This window comes from Streptomyces sp. NPDC004629, from assembly GCF_042873595.1.
Taxonomy (GTDB): Bacteria; Actinomycetota; Actinomycetes; order Streptomycetales; family Streptomycetaceae; genus Streptomyces.
Genome location: NZ_JBIALO010000001.1, coordinates 146,889 through 169,465, shown reverse-complemented (window position 1 = coordinate 169,465; position 22,577 = coordinate 146,889). Strand labels below are relative to the sequence as shown.

Annotated in this window: 16 protein-coding genes; 6 read left to right on the top strand and 10 right to left on the bottom strand. The window is 73.0% G+C overall.

Annotation, left to right across the window (positions count from 1 at the left end; all coding sequences use genetic code 11):
- Positions 1 to 189: 189 nt before the first annotated feature.
- Positions 190 to 861 carry an RDD family protein gene (locus tag ACFYTE_RS00765; protein WP_388702987.1) on the top strand — a complete coding sequence of 224 codons (672 nt, stop codon included), beginning with the start codon at positions 190 to 192 and terminating at the stop codon, positions 859 to 861.
- Positions 862 to 1,094: 233 nt separating this feature from the next.
- On the opposite strand, the gene purH is transcribed toward ACFYTE_RS00765, so the two are convergent.
- Both purH and purN read right to left on the bottom strand, forming a co-directional pair.
- Positions 1,095 to 2,669 carry a bifunctional phosphoribosylaminoimidazolecarboxamide formyltransferase/IMP cyclohydrolase gene (gene purH / locus ACFYTE_RS00760; protein ID WP_388702985.1) on the bottom strand — a complete coding sequence of 525 codons (1,575 nt, stop codon included), beginning with the start codon at positions 2,667 to 2,669 and terminating at the stop codon, positions 1,095 to 1,097.
- A complete protein-coding gene (gene purN / locus ACFYTE_RS00755; RefSeq protein ID WP_388702983.1) occupies positions 2,666 to 3,295 on the bottom strand; it encodes a phosphoribosylglycinamide formyltransferase in 630 nt (209 codons plus the stop codon). The genes purH and purN overlap by 4 nt, the downstream gene beginning before the upstream one ends.
- 286 nt (positions 3,296 to 3,581) lie before the next feature.
- On the opposite strand from purN, the gene ACFYTE_RS00750 reads away from it, so the two are divergent.
- Positions 3,582 to 4,388 (top strand): hypothetical protein, encoded by an 807-nt coding sequence (locus ACFYTE_RS00750; RefSeq protein ID WP_388702981.1) that lies wholly within the window; start codon positions 3,582 to 3,584, stop codon positions 4,386 to 4,388.
- 48 nt (positions 4,389 to 4,436) lie between these two features.
- Here ACFYTE_RS00750 and ACFYTE_RS00745 read toward each other — a convergent pair whose 3' ends face one another.
- The gene (locus ACFYTE_RS00745; RefSeq protein WP_388702979.1) at positions 4,437 to 6,095 is read right to left on the bottom strand and encodes a DUF6350 family protein; all 1,659 of its coding nucleotides are present in this window, start codon (positions 6,093 to 6,095) and stop codon (positions 4,437 to 4,439) included.
- A 75-nt stretch (positions 6,096 to 6,170) separates the two neighbouring features.
- On the opposite strand from ACFYTE_RS00745, the gene ACFYTE_RS00740 reads away from it, so the two are divergent.
- Positions 6,171 to 7,022, top strand: coding sequence for a sigma factor-like helix-turn-helix DNA-binding protein (locus ACFYTE_RS00740; RefSeq protein WP_388703976.1), 852 nt, complete (start codon positions 6,171 to 6,173; stop codon positions 7,020 to 7,022).
- A 112-nt stretch (positions 7,023 to 7,134) separates the two neighbouring features.
- On the opposite strand, the gene sucD is transcribed toward ACFYTE_RS00740, so the two are convergent.
- From sucD to ACFYTE_RS00710, 6 genes are all read right to left on the bottom strand, one after another.
- A complete protein-coding gene (gene sucD, locus ACFYTE_RS00735) occupies positions 7,135 to 8,019 on the bottom strand; it encodes a succinate--CoA ligase subunit alpha (protein WP_388702977.1) in 885 nt (294 codons plus the stop codon).
- A 28-nt stretch (positions 8,020 to 8,047) separates the two neighbouring features.
- Entirely contained in the window at positions 8,048 to 9,226 is a 1,179-nt protein-coding gene (gene sucC, locus ACFYTE_RS00730; protein WP_388702974.1) for an ADP-forming succinate--CoA ligase subunit beta, read from the bottom strand.
- 593 nt (positions 9,227 to 9,819) lie between these two features.
- Complete coding sequence (locus tag ACFYTE_RS00725) at positions 9,820 to 10,413, bottom strand: hypothetical protein (protein ID WP_388702971.1); 594 nt, start codon at positions 10,411 to 10,413, stop codon at positions 9,820 to 9,822.
- 1,357 nt (positions 10,414 to 11,770) lie between these two features.
- Positions 11,771 to 12,952, bottom strand: a complete 1,182-nt coding sequence (locus ACFYTE_RS00720) for a vWA domain-containing protein (protein ID WP_388703974.1) — start codon at positions 12,950 to 12,952, stop codon at positions 11,771 to 11,773.
- A 14-nt stretch (positions 12,953 to 12,966) separates the two neighbouring features.
- A complete protein-coding gene (locus ACFYTE_RS00715; protein WP_388702969.1) occupies positions 12,967 to 15,396 on the bottom strand; it encodes a DUF5682 family protein in 2,430 nt (809 codons plus the stop codon).
- The gene (locus ACFYTE_RS00710; RefSeq protein ID WP_388702966.1) at positions 15,393 to 16,538 is read right to left on the bottom strand and encodes an AAA family ATPase; all 1,146 of its coding nucleotides are present in this window, start codon (positions 16,536 to 16,538) and stop codon (positions 15,393 to 15,395) included. The genes ACFYTE_RS00715 and ACFYTE_RS00710 overlap by 4 nt, the downstream gene beginning before the upstream one ends.
- 131 nt (positions 16,539 to 16,669) lie before the next feature.
- On the opposite strand from ACFYTE_RS00710, the gene ACFYTE_RS00705 reads away from it, so the two are divergent.
- Together ACFYTE_RS00705 and ACFYTE_RS00700 are read left to right on the top strand one after the other, a co-directional pair.
- Positions 16,670 to 18,019, top strand: coding sequence for an SWIM zinc finger family protein (locus ACFYTE_RS00705; protein ID WP_388702963.1), 1,350 nt, complete (start codon positions 16,670 to 16,672; stop codon positions 18,017 to 18,019).
- A gap of 191 nt (positions 18,020 to 18,210) precedes the next feature.
- On the top strand, positions 18,211 to 19,980 hold the full coding sequence (locus ACFYTE_RS00700) for a DUF5691 domain-containing protein (protein WP_388702961.1): 1,770 nt from the start codon (positions 18,211 to 18,213) through the stop codon (positions 19,978 to 19,980).
- Between the two features lie 631 nt (positions 19,981 to 20,611).
- On the opposite strand, the gene ACFYTE_RS00695 is transcribed toward ACFYTE_RS00700, so the two are convergent.
- The gene (locus ACFYTE_RS00695) at positions 20,612 to 21,034 is read right to left on the bottom strand and encodes a cobalamin B12-binding domain-containing protein (RefSeq protein ID WP_388702958.1); all 423 of its coding nucleotides are present in this window, start codon (positions 21,032 to 21,034) and stop codon (positions 20,612 to 20,614) included.
- A gap of 304 nt (positions 21,035 to 21,338) precedes the next feature.
- Between ACFYTE_RS00695 and ACFYTE_RS00690 the strand changes: the two genes are divergently transcribed.
- On the top strand, positions 21,339 to 22,199 hold the full coding sequence (locus ACFYTE_RS00690; protein WP_388702955.1) for an esterase/lipase family protein: 861 nt from the start codon (positions 21,339 to 21,341) through the stop codon (positions 22,197 to 22,199).
- The last annotated feature ends 378 nt before the right edge of the window (positions 22,200 to 22,577 follow it).

The window sequence follows — 22,577 nt, the reverse complement described above, 5'->3', positions numbered from 1 at the left end:
GGTTCGTCCAAGATCGCCGATGTTGCACTTGCACAACGCCTGGCGAATGCGGCTGGACAAGGACTTGTGCCAGATATAACGATGAACGGCGCAGTACCGCGGTCCGTGTTGGGGGGCAAACCGCTCATGTTCTGACGTTCCTCCGCGCCATCCGCGTCGTCCCCGCAGTACAACGGAGGAAATCCCGCCATGAGTTTCGGCTCGCCCCAAAACCCCTACGGCTCGCCGCAGGATCCCCAGCAGGGCTACGGCTACCCGCAGCAGCCGGGCCCGCCCGGTCAGCCCGGCTACGGCTACCCGCAGGCCCCGGGCATCCCGCCGCAGCAGGGCTACGGCTACCCGCAGCAGCCCGGCTACCCGGGCGGTGGCGCAGGACCGCGCGTCGCGTCGATGGGCCGCCGGTTCGGCGCCCGCGTGATCGACTTCGTGATCCTGTTCATCATCTACTTCGTCTTCGCCGCCATCGGCGTCGCCGGCTCCCTCGGCTCGGTGAAGGACTGCGACCCGAACGCGGCGAACTACAACAGCTGCATCAACGACGCGGGCTCGGACTTCGCGGCCTCCTTCGGCGCCGTCATCGGCGTCCTGGCCATCGCCGGTCTGCTCTACGAGTGGCTGATGACCGGTCTGGTGGGCGCGACCCTCGGCAAGCTCGCCGTCGGCCTGCGCGTGGTGAAGGCCGACACCGGCCAGAAACCCGGCCTCGGCTCGGCGTTCATCCGCTGGATCATCCCGATGGTCGGCAGCTTCGTCTGCGGCATCGGCCAACTGGTCGTGTACCTGTCCCCGTTCTGGGACAAGTCCGGCCGCCAGCAGGGCTGGCACGACAAGGCCGCGAGCACGATGGTCGTCCAGAACTGACCCGTCGGGACGCGCACCGCGTCCGCACGCCGACCACAGCCAAGGGCCGTGCCCCCCGGACAGGGGGACACGGCCCTTGGTGTGTCTTCGCCCAGCAGCTTGGAAACCGGTGCCAGTCGAGCGGCTCGGCCGGTCCGACCTCAGGGGCGGGGAACTGCGCGGACAACCCCCACGAGCCGCAGCCGCCGACGAACCGCAACCCGCCCCTGCGGCCCGCTGCCCCCGCGGCCACGTCAGTGGAAGAAGTGGCGTGTTCCGGTGAAGTACATGGTGACGCCGGCCTTCTCCGCGGCCTCCACGACCAGTTCGTCGCGGACCGAGCCGCCGGGCTGGACGACCGCCCGGACGCCGGCCGCGGTAAGGATCTCCAGACCGTCCGGGAAGGGGAAGAACGCGTCGGAGGCAGCGTACGAACCCTCGGCGCGCTCGGCGCCGGCCCGCTCGACGGCCAGCTTCGCCGAGTCGACCCGGTTGACCTGGCCCATGCCGACGCCCACCGAGGCCCCGTCCTTGGCGAGCAGGATGGCGTTGGACTTCACCGCCCGGCAGGCCTTCCAGGCGAAGGCCAGTTCCCGCAGCTCCTCGGCGGTAAGGGCCTCACCGGTCGCCAGTGTCCAGGTGGCCGGGTCGTCGCCCTCGGCCTGGAGCCGGTCGGTGGCCTGGAGCAGGACACCGCCGTCGATCGGCTTGGCCTCCACCCGGTTGCACGGGCCGTTCGCCGCCCTGAGCACCCGGATGTTCTTCTTCTTGGCAAGGGCCTCCAGGGCCCCCTCCTCGTAGTCGGGCGCGACGATGACCTCGGTGAAGATCTCGGCGACCTGCTCCGCCATCTCCTTGCTGACCGGCCGGTTCACGGCGATCACACCGCCGAACGCGGACAGCGGGTCGCAGGCGTGCGCCTTGCGGTGCGCCTCGGCGACGTCCGCGCCGATCGCGATGCCGCACGGGTTGGCGTGCTTGATGATCGCGACGCACGGCTCGTCGTGGTCGTACGCGGCACGACGGGCGGCATCCGTGTCCGTGTAGTTGTTGTACGACATCGCCTTGCCGTGCAGTTGCTCGGCGCGCGCCAGGCCGCCGCCGGTGCCGTCGACGTAGAGGGCGGCGGGCTGGTGCGGGTTCTCGCCGTAGCGCAGGGTGTCGGCGCGCTCCCAGGTGGCGCCGAGGAAGTCGGGGAAGCCCGACGCGTCGACCGGCGCGTACTCGCTCGCGAACCAGCTCGCGACCGCCACGTCGTAGGCCGCCGTGTGCTGGAACGCCTCCGCGGCCAGCCGCTTGCGGGTGGCGAGGTCGAAGCCCCCGTCCCGCACGGCGGCGAGGACATCGGCGTACCGCTCGGGGCTGGTGACGACGGCCACGGACGGGTGGTTCTTGGCGGCGGCCCGCACCATGGACGGCCCGCCGATGTCGATCTGCTCGACGCACTCGTCGGGCGAGGCCCCGGAGGCGACGGTCTCGCGGAACGGGTACAGGTTGACGACGACGAGGTCGAACGGTTCGACGCCCAGCTCGGCCAGTTGCTGCCGGTGGCTCTCCAGCCGCAGGTCGGCGAGGATGCCCGCGTGGACCCTGGGGTGCAGGGTCTTGACCCGGCCGTCCAGGCACTCGGGGAATCCGGTGAGTTCCTCGACCTTGGTGACGGGCACGCCGGCCGCGGCGATCCGCCCGGCGGTGGAGCCGGTGGAGACGAGTTCGACGCCGGCCTCGTGCAGCCCGCGCGCGAGCTCTTCGAGCCCGGTCTTGTCGTAGACGCTGACGAGCGCGCGCCGGATGGGCCGCTTACCGCTCTCGATGCTCTCGGCGGTCACTGGATAACTACCTTTCGTCCCTCAATGCGATGGCCGTGGCGGGCGAGCCGGCCGACGACCTCGACGAGCAGCCTTCGCTCGACTTCCTTGATGCGCTCGTGCAGCGCGCTCTCGTCGTCCTCGTCCCGGACCTCCACCACGCCCTGAGCGATGATCGGCCCGGTGTCGACGCCGTCGTCGACGAAGTGGACGGTGCAACCGGTGACCTTGACGCCGTACGCGAGCGCGTCCCGCACTCCGTGGGCCCCGGCAAAGCTGGGCAGCAGGGCGGGATGCGTGTTGACGAAGCGTCCGCCGTACCGCGCGAGGAACTCCTTGCCGACGATCTTCATGAACCCCGCGGAGACGACGAGGTCGGGCCGGTGGGCGGCGACGGCCTCGGCGAGCGCGGCGTCCCACTCCTCGCGGGTGGCGTAGTCCTTGACCCGCCGCACGAAGGTCGGTACCCCGGCGCGCTCGGCCCGGGCCAGCCCCTCGATGCCGTCACGGTCGGCGCCGACGGCCACGATCCGCGCGCCGTATGCGTCGGCGCCCTTGGTCGCGATCTCGTCGAGGAGCGCCTGCAGATTGCTGCCGGATCCGGAGACCAGCACGACGAGGCGCTTGACCTCGGGCTTGGCGGCCACGGTGGGGCCCTTTCTCGGGGAATGGCTTCGGTACGACGGCCGCACCCGTACGACGTTTTGTACATTCGTACGATTGCTTCGCGCCCCTGGATACGGGGAACTCTACGAAGCAGTCGGCCGTCAGCAACGATACCGGCATACGGGAAGGCCCCCACGGGACGGGGGCATGGCCGGAAGGTAGCGTCTGGGAGGGAGCGGTTCGGGAACGCTGTCGTCGTGCGGTGCGTTGCCGAAGTGTCAGCTCACGTCAGACAACCGTGATCACCTAGGGGAAGACGCTCACTTGATGCCGGACCGCAGTCTGCGACTCCTCACGTTCCCCCCGCAGCCGGTGCAGGGAGGGGAGCGTGGTGCCGTGTTGGTGCGGGAGCGCCCGGCCTCACCGCCCGACGCACCTTCGGGCGGACAGAACGGGGACGAGCGGGGCGGCGCAGCGCAGGACGACAACCCGTTCGCGCCGCCGCCGGAGGGCACGCCGGACCGTCCGTGGCAGCCGCGGCGGCCCAAGGGCGGGGACGACGACTCCTCCTCGGACGAGAACGGCACCCCGCAGCGGCCCTCCTCCTGGGGCAGCCAGTGGAGCGACCGGCAGCCGGGGCGCTCCTCCGGCGGCTTCGGCGATCGCCCCGGCACCGGTCCGCAGGGCCCGGGCGGCGGCACCCCCGGCCCCGGCCTGCGCTGGGACCCCACGGACCCGGCCCAGCGGCGCGCCCGTTACGCCCTGTTGTGCGGGATGTGGGCCTTCTTCTTCGCCCTGTTCAGCTGGCCGTACGTGGCTCTGCTGCTGGGTGCGCTGGCCCTGTACTGGGGCATCACCGCGCTGCGCGCCAAGCCGCGCACCCCTGACCCGGACAGTCCCGCGCCCGCGCAGACCGGCCGCCCGCAGACCGGCCGGCCGCAGACCGCGGCGGCGGTCAGCGGTCTGGTGACCGCGGCGCTGGCCCTGAGCCTGGTCGCCGCGACGTTCACGGCCCAACTGGTCTACCGCGACTACTACACCTGCGTGAACGACGCCCTGACCAACGAGGCCAAGCAGTCCTGCAACCACCTGCTCCCCCAGGAACTCCGAACCCTCCTGGGCACCAACACCTGACCACAACTCCGGGCGCACACCACCCCACTTCAGCGGACGGCCCCTTTTTCAGCTGAGCGAGTCGGACGGTGGGTGGGGGTGGGAGCGCGCCTCCCAGGACGTCCCGTCATGCCACGCCGCGCCCCCGGGATCGTCGGCCGGCAGCAAGTCGTACCCGCCGGACCCCGCCGAGCCTCCACCTCGCTCCGCCCCCTGTGCCACCCGGACGCCCTCCGCCTTCCGCTCCGGCTTCGACTTCGTCTTCCGTTCGGACTCCGGCTCCGACCTCCGCTTGGGCTCGGCCGCAGTCCTCCGCCACCCCCGGGACAGCCAACCCCTCCCCCGCGACAGCCACACCCGCACCCGCCAGGTCCGCAGTCGCCACGCCCGTACCAGCAACGCCACCGGGACGCCCACGCCCACGATCCATGCTCCCGCCGCGCCGCCCGACTGCCACCACACCGGACCGAACCGGGCGAGCGCCGAGGTCCCGAGCGGCCCGCCCGCCGCCTCGGCGAGCACCGCGAACAGCGCCGCGCACATCCCCGCGGCCAGCACCACCACCCCCGCGGTCCGTGCGGCGGACCAAGCGGACCGCCCGGCCCCCACCACCGCCGCGTCCTTGCCGGCACCCGCGTCCGCGCCCGGACGCGTGCCCCGCCGTCCCACCGCCCCCGCGACCGCGAACCAGGCCACGGTCAGCCCCGCCGCCACCGGAACCGCCCCGGCCGCCCAGTTGTACGGCCCCCCTGTCCCCGCGTCCGGGACCGCCGCCAGCAGCGGAACCGGCGGCAGCAGCGGCGCGGGATCGGAGGACAGCGGGGACACCACATGCCCGGTACCGAGGACGAACCCGGGCCCGAGACCGTAGGCGGCCGACCAGACGGCCGCGTTGGGCACCAGCCCCACGCACAGCAGCAGCACCGCGAACCGCCCGGACCAGCCGTCCGTCAGCTGCAGGAAGGACTCGTAGGCCGTCCCGCCGTGCGCCACGAGGGACACCGCGAGCAGCAGCGCCCCACCCCCGACGAGCACCCCCGCCCCGGCGCCGGCGGCCCGTGCGGCCGTACCGAGGCCGGAGCCCGGTCCGGCTCCAGGGCCCGGCCCGGGTGCCGGGCGGCGCAGCCGCTCGGGCCACAGCGCCGCGAGGCCCGGCAGCGACGCCGGCGACCCCGGCGGCCTGCCGTACGCCGTCCACACCCCCACGCCCGCAGCGCCCGCGGCGATCAGCGGCACGCACACGGCGACCCAGCCCCACTCCGGCCGCAACTCGCCGCCCCTGGCATACAGGGTGGCGAGGCCGGCGACGGCGAGGTAGCCGAGGACGACGCCGGCCCATGCCGTGCCCGCGGCGACCGGCGGCGGCCCGTCGGAGTCCTCCGGCGCGTCCACCGCGTCCCGCGCCGCCCGGTACAGCGCCCACACCGGCGGCAGAAGCAACAGCAGCGGGGTGATGCCCATGGGCGCGGGGGCACCGGACAGTGTGTCGGTGCGGATCAGTTCGACCCCGTGCGCGAGCAGCCACAGCGTGGCGGCGAGGTGCAGGGCGCCGCCCGGCCCGCTGTCGGGGTACGGCGAGCTGATCCACAGCACCAGCACGAGCACGGCGGACGAGCCGAGCCCGAGACCGGCCGCGATCACGCCGCCCACGAGGCTCGCGCCCCAGCCGGGCGAGCGGTCGCGCAGCCGGGCCGGCAGGGACGACAACGACGGTCGGCGAGCGGTCATCTGCGTCACGACCGCCATGCTCCCAACGACACGCGCTTTCCGGGTGTAACGGGCGAACCACCGAAGTGTCGCTCAATATATGTTTATGTTCTTTATCACACGAAAGGGCGTACAGTGACGCAGAGTCCCACCCTGACGCCCGCTCAGGCGTTCGACGCCCTCTACGCGTTCTGCGCCCCCGCCCTCGTACGGCAGACGTATCTCCTCACCGGGCGCCGCGCACTCGCCCGCGAGTCCGTGGAACGGGCCTTCCAACTGGCCTGGCAGAACTGGCCGGAGGTGGCCCGGGACCGGGACCCCGCGGGCTGGGTGCGGGCGACGGCGTACGAGTGCGCCCTGTCGCCCTGGCACCGCTTCCGCCCGCGCTACCGGTTTCCCGAACCCCCGCCCGCCGACCCCGGCGACCGGGTCCTGCTGAAGGCGCTCCTCAGCCTGCCGCCGTCGTACCGCCGCACGCTCGTGCTGTACGACGGCGTCGGGCTCGGCCTGCCCGAGACAGCCGCGGAGACGGAGGCGAGCACCCCGGCGGCGGCGAACCGGCTCACGCACGCCCGCGCCGAACTGGCCGCGCGCGTCCCGGAGCTGTCGGACCCCGCGCTGCTCCACCGGCGGCTGGCCGAGCTGGCCTCCACGGAGCGGCTGCGGGCGCAGAAGCCGGAGCCGGTGCGGACCCGCGGTGAGCGCCGGAACCGCTTCTGGACCCGGGCCGCCATCGCCTTCACGGTCGCCATCATCGGTTCGACGGCCCTCACACTGCGCACCGCGCCGACGCACTACGAAGCCCCGCTCGCCCCGGCGCATGCGGTGCGGGGCGTTCCGCAGAAGCCCGCACTGGGCCCGCTGTCCAACACGGAGCAGCACCTGCGGGCCAAGCTGCGCACGGAGACCGCGAACGGGCCGGAACGGCTGGTACCGCTCACCCGCTGAGCGGGTTCTCTCACCGAGCAGACGGAAGGGGTCCGCATCCGGTCGGGATGCGGACCCCTTCGTCGGCTGCCGGACCGGCCGCCGCTTCCGCCGCCGGGCTGCGCCCGGTGGCTCAGCTGCCGAGGATGCCGCGGGCCAGCTTGGCCGTCTCGGTCGGCGTCTTGCCGACCTTGACGCCGGCGGCCTCCAGGGCCTCCTTCTTCGCCTGGGCGGTGCCGGACGAACCGGAGACGATGGCGCCGGCGTGGCCCATGGTCTTGCCCTCGGGGGCGGTGAAGCCCGCGACGTAGCCGACGACCGGCTTGGTCACGTTCTCCTTGATGAAGGCCGCGGCCCGCTCCTCGGCGTCGCCGCCGATCTCACCGATCATGACGATCAGGTCGGTGTCGGGGTCGTCCTGGAAGGCGGCCAGGGCGTCGATGTGCGTGGTGCCGATGATCGGGTCACCACCGATGCCGACGGCCGTCGAGAAGCCGATGTCCCGCAGCTCGTACATCATCTGGTAGGTCAGCGTGCCGGACTTCGAGACCAGGCCGATGCGGCCCGGCTTGGTGATGTCGCCCGGGATGATGCCGACGTTCGACTGGCCCGGGGTGATGATGCCGGGGCAGTTCGGGCCGATGATGCGGGTCTTGTTGCCCTTCTTGCCGGCGTACGCCCAGAAGGCGGCCGTGTCGTGCACGGCGATGCCCTCGGTGATCACGACGGCCAGCGGGATCTCGGCGTCGATGGCCTCGACGACCGCGTCCTTGGTGAACTTCTCCGGCACGAAGATGACGGAGACGTCGGCGCCGGTCTTCTCGATGGCCTCCTTGACGGTGCCGAAGACCGGTACCTCGGTGCCGTCGAAGTCGACGGTCTGACCCGCCTTGCGCGGGTTCACGCCGCCCACGACGTTGGTGCCGTCACCGAGCATGAGCTTGGTGTGCTTCATGCCGGTGGCGCCGGTCATGCCCTGGACGATGACCTTGCTGTCCTTGTTGAGCCAGATAGCCATGGTGTGTTGGTGTCCTCGTCCTGAGTGCTTACTTGGCGGCGGCCAGCTCGGCGGCCTTGTCGGCCGCGCCGTCCATGGTGTCGACGCGCTGCACCAGCGGGTGGGCGGCGTCGGAGAGGATCTTGCGGCCCAGCTCGGCGTTGTTGCCGTCGAGGCGGACGACGAGCGGCTTGGTGACCTCTTCGCCCTTGTCCTCCAGCAGCTTCAGGGCCTGCACGATGCCGTTGGCGACCTCGTCACAGGCGGTGATGCCGCCGAAGACGTTGACGAACACGGAGCGCACGTCCGGGTCGCCGAGGATGATCTCCAGGCCGTTGGCCATGACCTGGGCGGAGGCACCGCCGCCGATGTCGAGGAAGTTGGCGGGCTTGACGCCGCCGTGCTTCTCACCGGCGTACGCGACCACGTCCAGGGTCGACATGACCAGGCCGGCGCCGTTGCCGATGATGCCGACCTCGCCGTCGAGCTTGACGTAGTTGAGGTTCTTCTCCTTGGCGGCGGCCTCCAGCGGGTTGGCCGCGGCCTTGTCGTGCAGCTCCTCGAACTCCGGGTGACGGAACTCCGCGTTGTCGTCCAGGGACACCTTGCCGTCGAGGGCGATGACCTCACCGGAGGCGACCTTGGCCAGCGGGTTCACCTCGACCAGGAGGGCGTCCTCCTTGATGAAGGTGTCCCACAGCGTGACGAGGACATCGGCGACCTTGTCCGCGACCTCGGCCGGGAACTTGGCGGCCGCGACGATCTCGCGGGCCTTCTCCGGCGTCACCCCGTCGATGGCGTCGATCGGGGTCTTGGCGACGGCGTCCGGGCGGGTGGCCGCCACCTCCTCGATCTCCATGCCGCCCTCGACGGAGGCGATGGAGAGGAAGGTGCGGTTGGCGCGGTCGAGGAGGAAGGAGACGTAGTACTCCTCCGCGATCTCCGGGGCGGTCTCGGCGATCATGACCTTGTGGACCGTGTGGCCCTTGATGTCCATGCCGAGGATGTCCGTGGCACGGGCGACGGCCTCGTCCGCGGAGGCGGCCAGCTTCACGCCACCGGCCTTGCCACGACCACCGACCTTCACCTGCGCCTTGACGACGGACTTGCCGCCCAGCCGCTCGGTGATCTCGCGCGCCGCCTCAGGCGTGTCGATGACTTCACCGGCCAGCACCGGTACATCGTGCTTGGCGAAGAGGTCCCTCGCCTGGTACTCGAACAGGTCCACGCGCTTCCGTCCCTATCAGTGATCTCGCGGTTCGTTGGATGCGTGGGCGTGCCGCGAAGGGCAACGTGACGTCCGCATGTGTCACAAGGGATGCGCACACGGTGTCCGAGCGCGCGGCATGTCCGTCTCGCAGGTTATCGCTGCTTCAGGGGGGCCTCTAAATCACGGGTCACACCTGAGCGGTGATACCTGTCACATGATGCCCGGTTTGCTGGCACGGCGTGCCGCAGGGGCGAGGCCTCACCGGGCTGGGGTTGACCCGGTGAGGCCTCTGAAGGGCCCCGAGGGGCCCGGGGCGGTTGATCCCCACCCCAATGGGGACCTGCCCGCCCCGCCCGTGGGGTGCGGGCCGGACGCGCCGACGGCATTCGGCCGTCCGGCTCCGACTGCCCCACGGCGTCGGTGGGGGTGGGCGGCTCGCCGGCCACGCCAGTCACACCAGTCGCATGCGCCCATGCCCGTCTCGTCGACCGGTCACATCCGGCGCGCGGGGCGGTCGTCAGAGGCCGTCGACGGCCCGTGCGCGGGTGCGGCGGGTGCGGGCGCATCCGGGGGTGGGTGGCGGTCCGTGCGGGGAGCCGGCCGAACCTGTGCTAGCCGGGGAAGACCGGGATGTCCTGGTGCCTGTCCCGGGTCCCGGGCGCGGCGACCCGCACGGTGGTACCGGGCACGAGCCGCAGCGGCGCCCGGTGCTGCGGGGTGCAGGCATGCATGTCGGCATGGCGCGAAGTGCCGCCGTCGAGGGCCGACTTGCCCACCGTGCCGTCCGGGTCGCCGGCGGGGGCGGGGTGGGGCGGGCTGTCCACGGCGGCGGCGACGCGATGGCCGCCGCCGTGCGCCGCGGGCCCCGGAGCGGGGGCGACGGCGGTGCCGTACGGGCCGTGAACGGCGACGGCCGGCGCCCGGTGCGCGGCGGTCCGCTCACCGGTGCGCGGGGCCGGTTCGGGGGACGCCTGTGGCTCGCCCCGCTCCCCCGGTACGGGTTCCGAGGTGACCGGCGCGGGCAGCAGCCGCCCCGGCAACTCGGAGAGTCCGGGCAGCGACGGCAACGGCAACGGGGCCGCCGTCCCCCCGGGCAGCGCGGGCAGCGCGGGCCAGGCGGGCGCGGCGGGCGCTTCGGGCAACGCCGGCACCGCCGTCCACGCCTCATCCAGGGTCCGGGACACCACCCCGACCACATCACCCACGACCCCACCGACAACGAAACGCACCACACCCTGAACCCCAGCCCCAACCACGGCCCCGGCCCCCGGTTCCCCTGCGAGGGCGGAGGCGGCAGTCGACACGGGGACGGGCACAAATCCCGGTGCGGGGGCGGACGCGGGCACGGATGCCGGTGCGGAGCCAGGCGCGAGGGTCGGGCCGGACACGGGGGCGGACCCTTCACCGGACGCGGGAGCGGATGCCGAGGCGGAGCCAGACGCGAGGGTCAGGCCGAACCCAGGAGCAGACGCCGCACCGGACGCGGGCACAGATGCCGAGGCGGAGCCAGGTGCGAAGGTCGGACCGAACCCAGGAGCAGACGCCGGGGCAGACGCGGGAGCGGATGCCGGTGCGGAGCCAGACGCGAGGGTCAGGCCGGACACGGGGGCGGACGCCGGACCGGACACGGGAGCGCACACCGAGGCGAAGCCAGACGCGAGGGTCAGGCCGGACACGGGGGCGAACGCCGGACCGGACACGGGAGCGCACACCGAGGCGAAGCCAGACGCGAGGGTCAGGCCGGACACGGGGGCGGACCCCGCACCGGACGCGGGCACAGATGCCGAGGCGAAGCCAGGCACGAGGGTCAGGCCGAACCCAGGAGCAGACGCCGAACCGGACGCTGGCACAGATGCCGAGGCGAAGCCAGACGCGAGGGTCAGGCCGGACACGGGGGCGGGCGCCTGTGGGGACACGGGTGTGGGTCTGCCAGGGGAGCCGACCGGTCGGCTCCGAGTGGGTGGCGCGGCGCCCGTGAGGGCCCGCGCCGCGTTCCCCAGGAAGGTCTGCGGCCCATCACCCGTGAGAGCCCGCGCCGTGTCCCCGGTCGGAGTCACCACGGACGAAGCCGATACGGCCGAGGCCGGGCCCGGAGTCGTTACGGCCGAAGCCGGGCCCGAGACCGAAACTGCCGAGGTCGGGCCCGCGGCCGATTCGGCCGAAGGCGGGGACGGGGCCCTTACGGCCAAGGTCAGCTCCGCAGCCGGCCCGGCCGAAGGCGGGGACGAGGCCCTTGCGGCCGAGGTCGGGTCCGCGGCCGGTCCGGCCGAGGGCGGGGGCACGTCGGCTGCGTGTGCTCGTTGGCCGCAGAGGAGTCCGAGGGCGACCAGGGCGCCCGCCAGCACCGCCAGTCGCAGCGCACGCCGCCCGCCAGCCGTGCGCCGAACGCGCACAACGGCACCGGACAGAGCTGCTGCTGAGACCAAGAGCGGGTGGGTCCTCCCGTGCGGCGGAACGAATGACGGGTCGGCGCAACGCGGGCACCGATCCTTGCACGGGGCGCCCGAGGGTGCGCAAGCCCCCCATACCGATAGCCGGTCATGTCCCTTTCCGCCCCGGACCTCACATGCCGTCCGGTATCGGCAGCGGCCGCTTCTCGATCGCCGCCGCCATGACCTCGGGGAACAGATCGGGCGTGCAGGCGAAGGCGGGCGCACCCAATGCGGAGAGCGCGGCAGCGTGTTCACGGTCGTAGGCGGGCGCCCCCTCGTCCGACAGCGCGAGCAGCGCCACGAACTGCACCCCCGACGCCTTCATCGCCGCGACCCGCTTGAGCATCTCGTTGCGTATGCCGCCCTCGTACAGGTCGCTGATGAGCACCACCACCGTCTCGGTCGGCCGGGTGATCTGCGACTGGCAGTAGGCAAGCGCCCGGTTGATGTCGGTGCCGCCGCCGAGCTGGGTGCCGAACAGCACGTCGACGGGGTCGTCCAGTTGGTCGGTGAGGTCGACGACGGCCGTGTCGAAGACGACGAGCCGGGTGTCGATGGACCGCATGGACGCCAGCACCGCCCCGAACACGGAGGCGTAGACGACGGACGCCGCCATCGATCCCGACTGGTCGATGCAGAGGACGACCTCCTTCTTCACGGATTGGGCGGCGCGGCCGTAGCCGATGAGCCGCTCCGGCACGATCGTGCGGTACTCGGGCAGATAGTGCTTGAGGTTGGCCGCGATCGTGCGGTTCCAGTCGATGTCGTGATGGCGCGGCCGGTTGATGCGGGCGCTGCGGTCGAGGGCACCGGTGAGCGTGGCCCGGGTCCGGGTGGCGAGCCGCTTCTCCAGGTCCTCGACGACCTTGCGCACGACCGCCCGTGCGGTCTCCTTCGTGGTCTCCGGCATCGCCTTGTTGAGCGAGAGCAGCGTGCCGACGAGGTGCACATCGGCCTCCACCGCCTCCAGCATCTCCGGCTCAAGCAGCAGGGAGTCAAGACCGAGCCGGTCGATGGCGTCCCGCTGCATGACCTGGACCACGGACGAGGGGAAGTAGGTCCGGATGTCGCCGAGCCAGCGGGCCACGGACGGGGCGGACGCCCCGAGCCCCGCCGAACGCTCCCGCCCCGACTGCGGTCTGTCCCCTTTTCCGTAGAGCGCCGCGAGCGCGCCGTCCATCGCCGCGTCCTGTCCGCGCAGCGTGCATCCGGTCCCGTCGGCGGAGTCGCCGCCGAGCACCAGACGCCAGCGCCGCAGCCGCTCCCCGGCGGCGTCCGGCTCGGCCGAGCCGCCGGCGGCCGACCCCGTCATGGTCTGTGTGGTCGTCATGTGCCCACCTGCGCCAGGTCCTTGTCGTCGGTGTCCAGTCCGAGCAGCAGCCGCACCAACGGCAGTACGGCTTCCGCGCGCTCGATGTCGGGCTCGGGTGCGAACCCGGGTATGCCCGCCGTCCGGCCGGCCGACGCGCCGCCCCGCGCTCCAGGGCCGCGCCGCACCAGCTCGCCGAGGGTCCGCCGCACGCCCGGCTCGTACGCCGAGAACGTCCGCCGCAGCAGCGGCAGGACATCCGTGAACGCGTCCGCGGGCACCCCGGTCAGCCATGCGTCGACCAGCCCCAGCAGCCGTTCGTCGTGCACGAGCAGCATGCCTCCCCCGCCGCCCACGAAGCCCTCGATCCAGGCGGCGGCGTCCTGCGGCGGGGTGCCCGGCGAGAGCACGAGCCCCATCAGGCGGGCCGCCTCGTCCTGCCCCACCTCGCCCTCGTCCAGCAGCAGCCGCACGGCCCGGCCGCGGATGACCCCGGGCACGGTGTCCCGGCCGGACAGCGACCGCAGCACCGAGCGCCAGCGGGCCCGCAGGCCGCCGTGGCTCGCGACGGAGCTATCGGTGAGGAGCCCCACCGCGCCGTGCACCGCGTCCACGTGGCCGCGCATCTGCTCGGCCGCGTCCGCGTCGAGGGCGGTGCAGGCCGGTGGCAGGCCGACGAAGATCCGCTCGGCGAGGCCCGCGGCGACCTCGGCGAGCGCCTTGGTGTCCGTGCCTCGCACGTCGCCGTAGCGCAGCGCGCGGACCAGGGCGGGGAGTGCCTGCGCGAGATGGCCGACATCGGCGTCGAGCGCGGCCCGGTCGGCGAGCACCCGCATCACCGTCGGGAGCGCGTCGCGCAGTCCGGCCAGCAGGCAGTGCTCGGCCAGCGCGGTCACCTCGGCGAGCGCCCGCGCGGCCGTGGCGTCCGCCTCGGCCTTGGCGGTCGCGGCGGCGACCACCGTCGTGCCCCACACCCCGGCCTCGGCGACCCGCACGGACAGCTCCGGCTCCCAGCGCAGCCGCCACGTCTCCCGGAACGTGCCCGTGCTGCCCCGTGACCGGGCCGGCTCGCCCCAGCCGATGCCCAGCAGCCGCAGCCGGTGCAGCAGCCGGCTGCGCCCGGAGTCGGTCTCCTTGCGCAGGTCCAGCTCCAACTCCCGTTCCAACGCCTCGGGTTTGAGCCGCAGCCGCCGTTGCAGCACGGTCAGGTCCCGCTGCAAGGGCACGGTGGGCGCCGTGTCCGGCACCTCCCCCAGCACATCGCCGACCACCAGCCGGTCGTGCACGAGCGTCAGCGGCACGTCCGAGCCGTCGCACATCACCGCGCGCACCGCGTCGGTCGTCTCGGTCAGCCCCGGCAGCGGGCGTCCGCGCATTGCGGCGAGGGTCCCGGCCAGCCGGACCGCCTCGATGACATGCGCGGACGAGACGAGCCGGTCCTCCTCGCGCAGCAGCCCCGCCACCTTGGTCAGCCATCGCTCAACCGGCCGGTCCGGGGCGCCGAACAGATGCCCGTACCAGCCCGGCGAGTCGATGCCCGCCCCGTAGCCGCCGGCCCGGGACAGCCTGCGGTACGTCCACGGCACCCACGTCATGTCCACCTTGACCTTGGGCAGCCCCTTCAGCAGGGCCCGGTCGGCGGTGACGGCGCTCTTCCGGCGCAGCGCGGGCACGTGCCACGCCCCGCACACCACGGCCACGCGCTCGCCGGACTCCCGCTGCGCGGCCCGCAGTTGGAGCCGCATATACGCCTCCCGCACGAGGTCCCGATCATGCCCGCCGGCGCCGTATGTCTCCCGCAGCGCCGTCATCGCCTCCTCCAGCGCGGCGAACGGCGCGAGCGCGGCCTCATGGCCCCGGGTGCTCTTCTCCGGGTCCCCGGTGCCCCGGTGCTCGACGACGTCCTCCCACCAGCGCTCGGGATCGTCGTATCCGGCGGTCTCGGCGAGCACGGCCAGCGGGTCGAGGCGAAGGGTGTGCTCGGCGGGGCGGCCGGGCGGGCCGTCGGTGCCGTCCACGGAGTCGGCAGGCCCGCTCCCTTCTTCCCCCTTCCCTTCTTCCCCCTTCTCTTCTTTGCCCTTCTCCTCTTCTTCTTCGCCTTTTTCTTCCTCCTCCTTGCGCCACGCCAGCGTGTGAGCGGCGGGCAGGTCGATGAAGCGGGCCGGCACCTCGTGCTCCAGGGCCCAGCGGACGGCCACCCACTCGGGGGAGAACTCGGCCAGCGGCCAGAACGCCGAGCGGCCGGGCTCGTCCACGGCGTGGGCGAGGAGCGCGACCGGGGGCCGCATCCCCGGGTCGGCGGCGAGCGGCAGGAGGGCGTCGGCCTCGGGCGGGCCCTCGATCAGCACCACTTCGGGCGCGGCGGCGTCCAGCGCGGCCCGCACAGCCCGCGCCGACCCCGGACCGTGATGCCGCACGCCGAGCAGCAGGGGTCGGGCGTCGCTCACGCGCTCACCTCCCGGCAGGCCCGGTAGAAGTCCTTCCAGCCGTCACGCTCGCGGACGACCGTCTCCAGGTACTCCTGCCAGATGACGCGGTCGGCCGCCGGGTCGCGGACGACGGCGCCCAGGATGCCCGCGGCGACGTCGCCCGGCCGCAGCACTCCGTCGCCGAAGTGGGCTGCCAGGGCGAGCCCGTTGGTGACGACGGAGATCGCCTCGGCGGTGGACAGCGTGCCGCTGGGCGACTTCAGCTTCGTACGGCCGTCGGCGGTGATGCCGTCGCGCAGTTCACGGAAGACGGTCACGACGCGGCGGATCTCGTCGATACCGTCGGGCGCCGTGGGCAGGTCGAGGGAGCGGCCGATCTGGTCGACGCGACGGGAGACGATGTCGACCTCGGCGTCGGCGTCGGCCGGCAGGGGCAGCACCACCGTGTTGAAGCGGCGGCGCAGCGCGCTGGACAGGTCGTTGACGCCGCGGTCGCGGTCGTTGGCCGTGGCGATCAGGTTGAAGCCGCGGACCGCCTGCACCTCCTGGCCCAGCTCCGGTATCGGCAGCGTCTTCTCCGACAGAATCGTGATCAGCGTGTCCTGCACGTCGGCCGGGATACGGGTCAGCTCCTCCACCCGGGCCGTCATGCCCTCCGCCATGGCCCGCATCACCGGGCTGGGCACGAGGGCGTCCCGGCTCGGACCGTGGGCGAGCAGCTGCGCGTAGTTCCAGCCGTAGCGGATGGCCTCCTCGGGGGTGCCCGCCGTGCCCTGCACCAGCAGCGTCGAGTCCCCGCTGACCGCGGCGGCGAGATGCTCGGACACCCAGGTCTTCGCCGTGCCCGGCACGCCGAGCAGGAGCAGGGCGCGGTCGGTGGCGAGCGTGGTGACGGCGACCTCGACGATGCGGCGCGGGCCCACGTATTTCGGTGTGATCACCGTGCCGTCCGGGAGGGTGCCGCCGAGCAAATAGGTGGCGACCGCCCACGGCGACAGCTTCCAGCGGGCCGGGCGCGGACGGTCGTCCTGCGCGGCCAGCACGGCGAGTTCGGTGGCGAAGGCGTCCTCGGCGTGCGGACGCAGCGCCTGCGCCGCGTTCGCGGGCGCGGAGTCGTTCTGGCTCGGTTCGACGGACGTAGGTTCCACGGACACAGACATGGCTGAGGCCCCCTCCAGCTCGGCCGGTTCGGATCTGTGTCCACCGTGCACCACACCACTGACAATCGCTCTGACCTGCGGAAACGCCCTGGCAGGGTCGATTGTCAGTGGGGGGATCTACCTTCGATGGCATGACTCAGCAGGGGGTGCGCTGGACCGCGGACCAGGTGCTGGCACTGGCGCCTGACGCCGCATCACGCAAAGCGGGAAGCAAACTCGGCGCGGCCGGGCCGTGGTCCGAGGCGGGGAGTTCCGACGAGGGGACGGTGTGGGGACTATGCAAGGGCAGTGGCAGCAAGCCGTATCAAACGGTGGTGGACATCGCGGACGCGTCCGGCCCCGCGTACAAGTGCAGTTGTCCGAGCCGCAAGTTTCCGTGCAAACACGCGCTGGGGCTGCTGCTGCTCTGGGCCGGCGGGGAGGCCGCGGTGCCGACGGGGCGGGCCCCGGACTGGGCGGAGCAGTGGATAGCGGGGCGGAAGAAGCGGGCGCAGGACAAGCGGACCGAGGCCGCGGGCGGTTCCGCCGCCGGATCCGGTGATCCCGAGGCGGCCCGGCGCCGGGCGGAGCGCAGGGCCGAGCGGGTCACCGCGGGCGCCACGGAACTGGAACAGCGCCTCGCCGACCTGCTGCGCGGCGGCCTGGCCTCGGCGGAACAGGCGGGTTACGGCCTGTGGGAGGAGACGGCGGCCCGCATGGTCGACGCGCAGGCCCCCGGACTGGCGGCGCGGGTGCGGGAGTTGGGCGCCATACCGGCGTCCGGTCCGGGCTGGCCGGTGCGGCTGCTGGAGGAGTGCGCGCTGCTGCACCTCCTCGACCAGGGCTGGCTGCGCCGGGAACGGCTGCCGGACGGCCTGGCGGCGACCGTCCGGTCCCGTGTCGGACTGCCCGCCGCGCCGGACGGCCCGTCGGCCCGGGACCGCTGGCTGGTCCTCGCCCAGTACGACACGGCGGACGCCAAGCTGACGACGCGCCGCATCTGGCTGTACGGCGAAGGATCGGGCCGCACCTGCCTGCTCCTCTCCTACGGTGCGACGGGCCGGGCCCCCGAGCAGGCCCTGCCGGTAGGGCTGGCCCTGGAGGCGGAGGTGTCCGTCTACCCGGGCGCCGGACAGCTGCGGGCGGCGCTCGGGGAGCGGTTCGCCCCGCCCGCACCCGCCGCGATACGGCCGCCGGGCGAGACGACGGCGCGTGCGGTCGCCCGGTACGGCGAGGCCCTGCGGGACGACCCGTGGCTGGACGCGGTGCCGGTGACGCTGGACCGGGTCGTCCCCACGCCGGACGGCGACTCCTGGCAGCTGGCGGACGCCGACGGGGCGCTGCCGCTGGCCCCGGCCGCCCGTTCCCGCCCCGGGCTGTGGCGGCTGGTCGCCCTGTCCGGGGGCGCCCCGGTCAAGGTGTTCGGCGAGTGCGGCCACCGTGGCTTCACCCCGCTGACGGCCTGGCCGGAGGGCGCCGGGGAGGCGGTGGCCCTGTGCTGAACCGACCGGAGACCACCGGAGACCCGATCAGAAGGAGACGTATGAACGGGAGCAGCGCTGCGGTGCGGGGGGCAGCCGCTCTGCCGGACACCACGGATCCCAGCGACCGTATGGACGCCAAAAGCCCCACTGACCGCTTGGACGCCATGGATGCCACGGACGCCAGGCACGCCGCTGACCGCATGGACTCCATGGACCCCACTGACCGCATCGACGCCATAGACGCCACGGAAGCCGGAGACGCCACGGAAGCGAGCAGCACCGCGAAAGCGGGTGGCACCGCGAAAGCCAGCGGCACCGCGAAAGCCAGCGGCACCGCGAAAGCCAGCGGCACCGCGAAAGCCAGCGGCACCGCGGGTGGCGCGTTCGCCGTCGGCTCCTGGGAGGACCTGGTCACCACGGCGCTGCTCGGCACCGATCGGCGCCCGCTCGCCGGGGGTGGGCCGGACCGAGCGGCACCGGTGGCGCTGCTGGACGCGGCAGCCGTGGCGACCGTACGGCGGCGGGCCGGGCTGCGTCCGGCCGCGGCGGCCCGGAGACCGGAGCCGGCCGCCGAGGATCCGCGTCCCGCCCTGCCCGTCGCCGCGGCCCGGCGGCTCGCCCTGCTGCTGGCCGACCGCCCCGGCACGGGCGGCGGTCGCCGGGGCGCCTCGCCGGACCTGATGGAGCTGCTGCCCCAGTGGCTGGCCGCGGTGAACGCGCACGGTTACGCCGCCCCGCCGGAGACACTGCCCGCGCTGCTGGACGCGGCCCGGGGGCGCACGGACCTGCGCCCCGCGGCGCTCGCGTTCGCGGGGCCGCGGGGGCTGTGGCTGGCCCGGCTGAATCCGGACTGGCGGTTCGCCCTGCGCGCGGCACCGGGCGGCGGCGCGTCGCTGCCCGACCTCGATGACGCCGACGGCATGCAACGGCTCTGGGAGGAAGGCCTGTTCGCCGAACGGGTCGCCCTGCTCGCCGCGGTACGTGCGGTGCGGCCCGCGACGGCACGCGAGTTGCTGGCGGCGACGTGGGCGACCGAGCGCGCGGAGGACCGGCTGATGTTCCTCGACTCGCTGCGTTCGGGACTGTCCGGCGACGACGAGCCGTTCATGGAGCAGGCGTTGGCCGACCGGAGCCGCAATGTGCGGGCGATGGCGGCCGAGCTGCTGTCCGCGCTGCCCGGTTCGGCGCTGGCGGCGCGGATGGCGATCCGTGCCGGTGCCTGTGTGGCGGTCGACCACACGCACGGCGCGCCGACCATCGTGGTGGAGGCGCCACTGGAGTGCGATGCCGCGATGGAGCGAGACGGCGTGGTGGCCGCACCCCCCGCGGGGCGAGGGAAACGGTCCTGGTGGCTGGGCCAGTTGGTGGAGGCGACACCGTTGGGGACCTGGCCGCGGCGACTCGGCGGACGTACGCCCCGGGAGATCGTGGAACTGCCGGTGACGGACGACTGGCAGGGCGAGCTGCACGCGGCCTGGTGCCGGGCGGCGGTGCGGCAGCGGGACCCGGAGTGGTCCCGGGCGCTGCTCGGGACGCCCGCCGTGCCCGAGGCGGGCGGGCCGGGAGCGGTGTCCCTCGCTGAGCGGGCGAAGCTGCTGGCCACGCTCGACGCGGCGGAACGGGCCGACTGGGTGGCGGGGTTCATCGCGACGCACGGTTTGTCCGAGGCGTTCCAACTGCTCGGTGTGTGCGCCGTGCCCTGGGCGGCGCCGCTCGGGCGGGCGGTGGTGGACGCGCTCAACATCGCCCGGGACGCGGGGAGTTATCCCTGGAGCTTCAGCGGGGTGATGGGGCTCGCCGAGCGGTGTCTGGACCCCGCGGAGGCCTCGCGGCTGGACGGGTTGCTGGCGGTGCCGGACGAGCGGGAGGACGCGTCACCCGGCGCGGGCGGCTACTGGGCGGAGGCGTTCCAGCGACTGGTGACCACCTTGCGGCTGCGCGCCGACATGGCACGGGAACTGACACCGGCCGACACCTGAGGCACCCACGGGTGCGGCTACAGCCCGGGGCGTCGGGCGAGCCCGGCACCACCACGGCCCGCACGGAACGACACAGCACCACCACGGCCCGTTCGGAACGGCACGGTGCCGCGCGGACGCGCCGGGTCGAGCCGACCGGCCAGGCCAGACACCACCACGACACAGCCGAACAGCGCCCGCCTCAGGAGCGCGGCGGCGGGTCGAGCGGCAAGGTGCCGTGGAACTCCGCGGGGTAAGCCGAATGGTGGATTCTCAACGGTATGGGGCTCGGAGATGGCTGGGTTCGCTGCCGGGGCCGTCGCGACGGGCCGGGCCACCTTGACTCCTGACGGGGCGGCACCCGGTGCCGGGGAATCACGCGCCGCGGGCATCGGGTGCCAGAGCGCGCATGTCGCGGCACCGAGTGCCCAAGTCTCCTGTGCCGCGGCATCGGGTGCCAGGTCTACTCGCGCCGCGGCACCGGCTGTTGGCCCCCTCGTTCCCCCATTCGCCTCATTCCGCTGCACCGACTCAAGCAACGCGAGTCACCGCATCAGCCCAAGAAGCCTGGAGTCGGCCGCAACGGCTGAAGCGGCCCAAGGCGGTCCAAGCGGCCTCAAGCAACCCAAGCCGCGGAAGCGGGCCGCCGGGGTCAGCCGCCGGAAGCGGCCGGCTGCCGTACGTTCTCCCGGACCCAGTCCACGATCGACGCCGTGGTCGCGCCCGGAGTGAAGATCTCCGCGACGCCCTTCTCCTTGAGCGGCGCGATGTCCCCCTCGGGGATGATGCCGCCGCCGAAGACCAGGATGTCCTCGGCGTCGCGCTCCTTGAGGAGGTCGATGACGGCCGCGAACAGGGTGTTGTGCGCTCCGGAGAGGATGGACAGACCGATGGCGTCCGCGTCCTCCTGGATCGCCGTGTCGACGATCTGCTCCGGCGTCTGGTGGAGCCCGGTGTAGATGACCTCCATGCCGGCGTCGCGCAGCGCCCGCGCGATGACCTTGGCCCCACGGTCATGACCGTCGAGCCCCGGCTTGGCCACCACGACGCGGATCGGACCGGCTGTCACACCCATCACTGCCTCCATGAAGCGATTAGATCCATCCGTACCGACAAGTACCGCACAGTCCGCGCGGTCCGCCACCGGCCGCGAAGTGAACGGGCGTTATCCCCAGCATCCCGCAACCGGCAGTTTTACGGCGGCGACCGAGGGGGAAATCACACAGTGGGACATGTTCGGGAGCCGCAGCGTGGTCCGCAGGGACACGAAAGGCACGCGGCGTGCACGGCACGCACCCTGGATCCACCCTGCGCACGGCTTCCCATAAGGGCACACGGGGGACAGAGACGTCCTCCTGTGTGCCGACAGGAGGTCGGCCATGATGGTCACCAGGGCAGTGCAGCCCCTTCGTCCGCTTTACCAGCTCCTCCTGCCCGCCAGATTGGCGGGACTTTCCGTGACCCTCCTCAAGGCGACCGCCCTGGAGGTCACGATCCTCGCGGGACACCTCCTTCTCTATCCGACCGGCATCATCCAGGAACGCCGCTCCCAGGCCCCGTCCCCGCCGAACGGCGCCGCGCAGCTGCCGGCCCGGCCAGAACTCCCGGTCGTGTTGTTGCACGGTTTCATCGACAACCGATCGGTCTTCGTCCTGCTGCGCCGCAATCTCGCCCAGCAGGGCCGAAACCATGTGCAGTCACTCAACTACTCTCCGTTGACCTGCGACATACGCACCGCGGCGGAACTGCTCGGCCGGCACATCGAGGAGATCTGCGCGCGCACCGGCAGCCCCCAGGTGGACATCGTGGGGCACAGCCTGGGCGGGCTGATCGCGCGCTACTACGTACAGCGCCTGGGCGGTCACAGCCGGATCCGCACCCTGGTGACACTGGGCACCCCGCACTCCGGCACCCGGGCCGTGCCGCTCGCGAACGCCCACCCGATCGTGCGCCAGATGCGGCCCGGTTCGGACGTCATCGAGGAGCTGGCTCTGCCCGCGCCCGACTGCGGTACGCGGTTCGTGAGCTTCTGGAGCGACCTCGACTCGGTGATGGACCCGCTGGAGAGCGCCTGCCTCGACCATCCCGACCTGCTGGCGGAGAACGTGCCGGTGACCGGGATAGGGCACCTCGCCCTGCCGGTGCATCCGGCGGTCGCGGCGCGCATACGACAGGTGCTCGACGCCGGGCCGACGGACACGGGCGTCGTCGCCGGTCCCACCGGGCTGACCGTGGCCTGAACGAAAGGGCAGGCGGAGAGCGGGCGGCGTCCGGCCCAGGAACACCTGGCTGGCCGCCGCCCGACCGGCTCCCGACCGGCTCCCGACCGGATCCAGGGGCGGCCCGGCGCGACGGGACCGCCCGGCCGGCCGGCAGAACCACCCCGCGACACGACCGCACAACGCGGCCGCACGTCCCACATCGGGCGCCCTCGCGCTCCCGGACACCCCCCGACCATCGAACACTCTTCGAACACAAGGCCAAACCCGCGTCCACGGTCCCCCGAAACACGGCCGAATGCCCGTTTCCTGCGGACGCGAAACCAGCGGAAGATTGTCGCGCCCACGTACCGCCGGGTACAGTCGCCGCACTGCTCTGGCAGCCCCTGTTGTCGAGGC

Excerpts from the sequence above, each read along its gene's own strand:
- ACFYTE_RS00765 (WP_388702987.1), top strand. The coding sequence starts at position 190 with ATGAGTTTCGGCTCGCCCCAAAACCCCTACGGCTCGCCGCAGGATCCC.
- ACFYTE_RS00750 (WP_388702981.1), top strand. The coding sequence starts at position 3,582 with ATGCCGGACCGCAGTCTGCGACTCCTCACGTTCCCCCCGCAGCCGGTG.
- ACFYTE_RS00745 (WP_388702979.1), bottom strand. The coding sequence starts at position 6,095 with ATGACCGCTCGCCGACCGTCGTTGTCGTCCCTGCCGGCCCGGCTGCGC.
- sucD (WP_388702977.1), bottom strand. The coding sequence starts at position 8,019 with ATGGCTATCTGGCTCAACAAGGACAGCAAGGTCATCGTCCAGGGCATG.
- ACFYTE_RS00720 (WP_388703974.1), bottom strand. The coding sequence starts at position 12,952 with ATGACGGGGTCGGCCGCCGGCGGCTCGGCCGAGCCGGACGCCGCCGGG.
- ACFYTE_RS00710 (WP_388702966.1), bottom strand. The coding sequence starts at position 16,538 with ATGTCTGTGTCCGTGGAACCTACGTCCGTCGAACCGAGCCAGAACGAC.
- ACFYTE_RS00705 (WP_388702963.1), top strand. The coding sequence starts at position 16,670 with ATGACTCAGCAGGGGGTGCGCTGGACCGCGGACCAGGTGCTGGCACTG.
- ACFYTE_RS00700 (WP_388702961.1), top strand. The coding sequence starts at position 18,211 with ATGGACCCCACTGACCGCATCGACGCCATAGACGCCACGGAAGCCGGA.
- ACFYTE_RS00695 (WP_388702958.1), bottom strand. The coding sequence starts at position 21,034 with ATGGGTGTGACAGCCGGTCCGATCCGCGTCGTGGTGGCCAAGCCGGGG.
- ACFYTE_RS00690 (WP_388702955.1), top strand. The coding sequence starts at position 21,339 with ATGATGGTCACCAGGGCAGTGCAGCCCCTTCGTCCGCTTTACCAGCTC.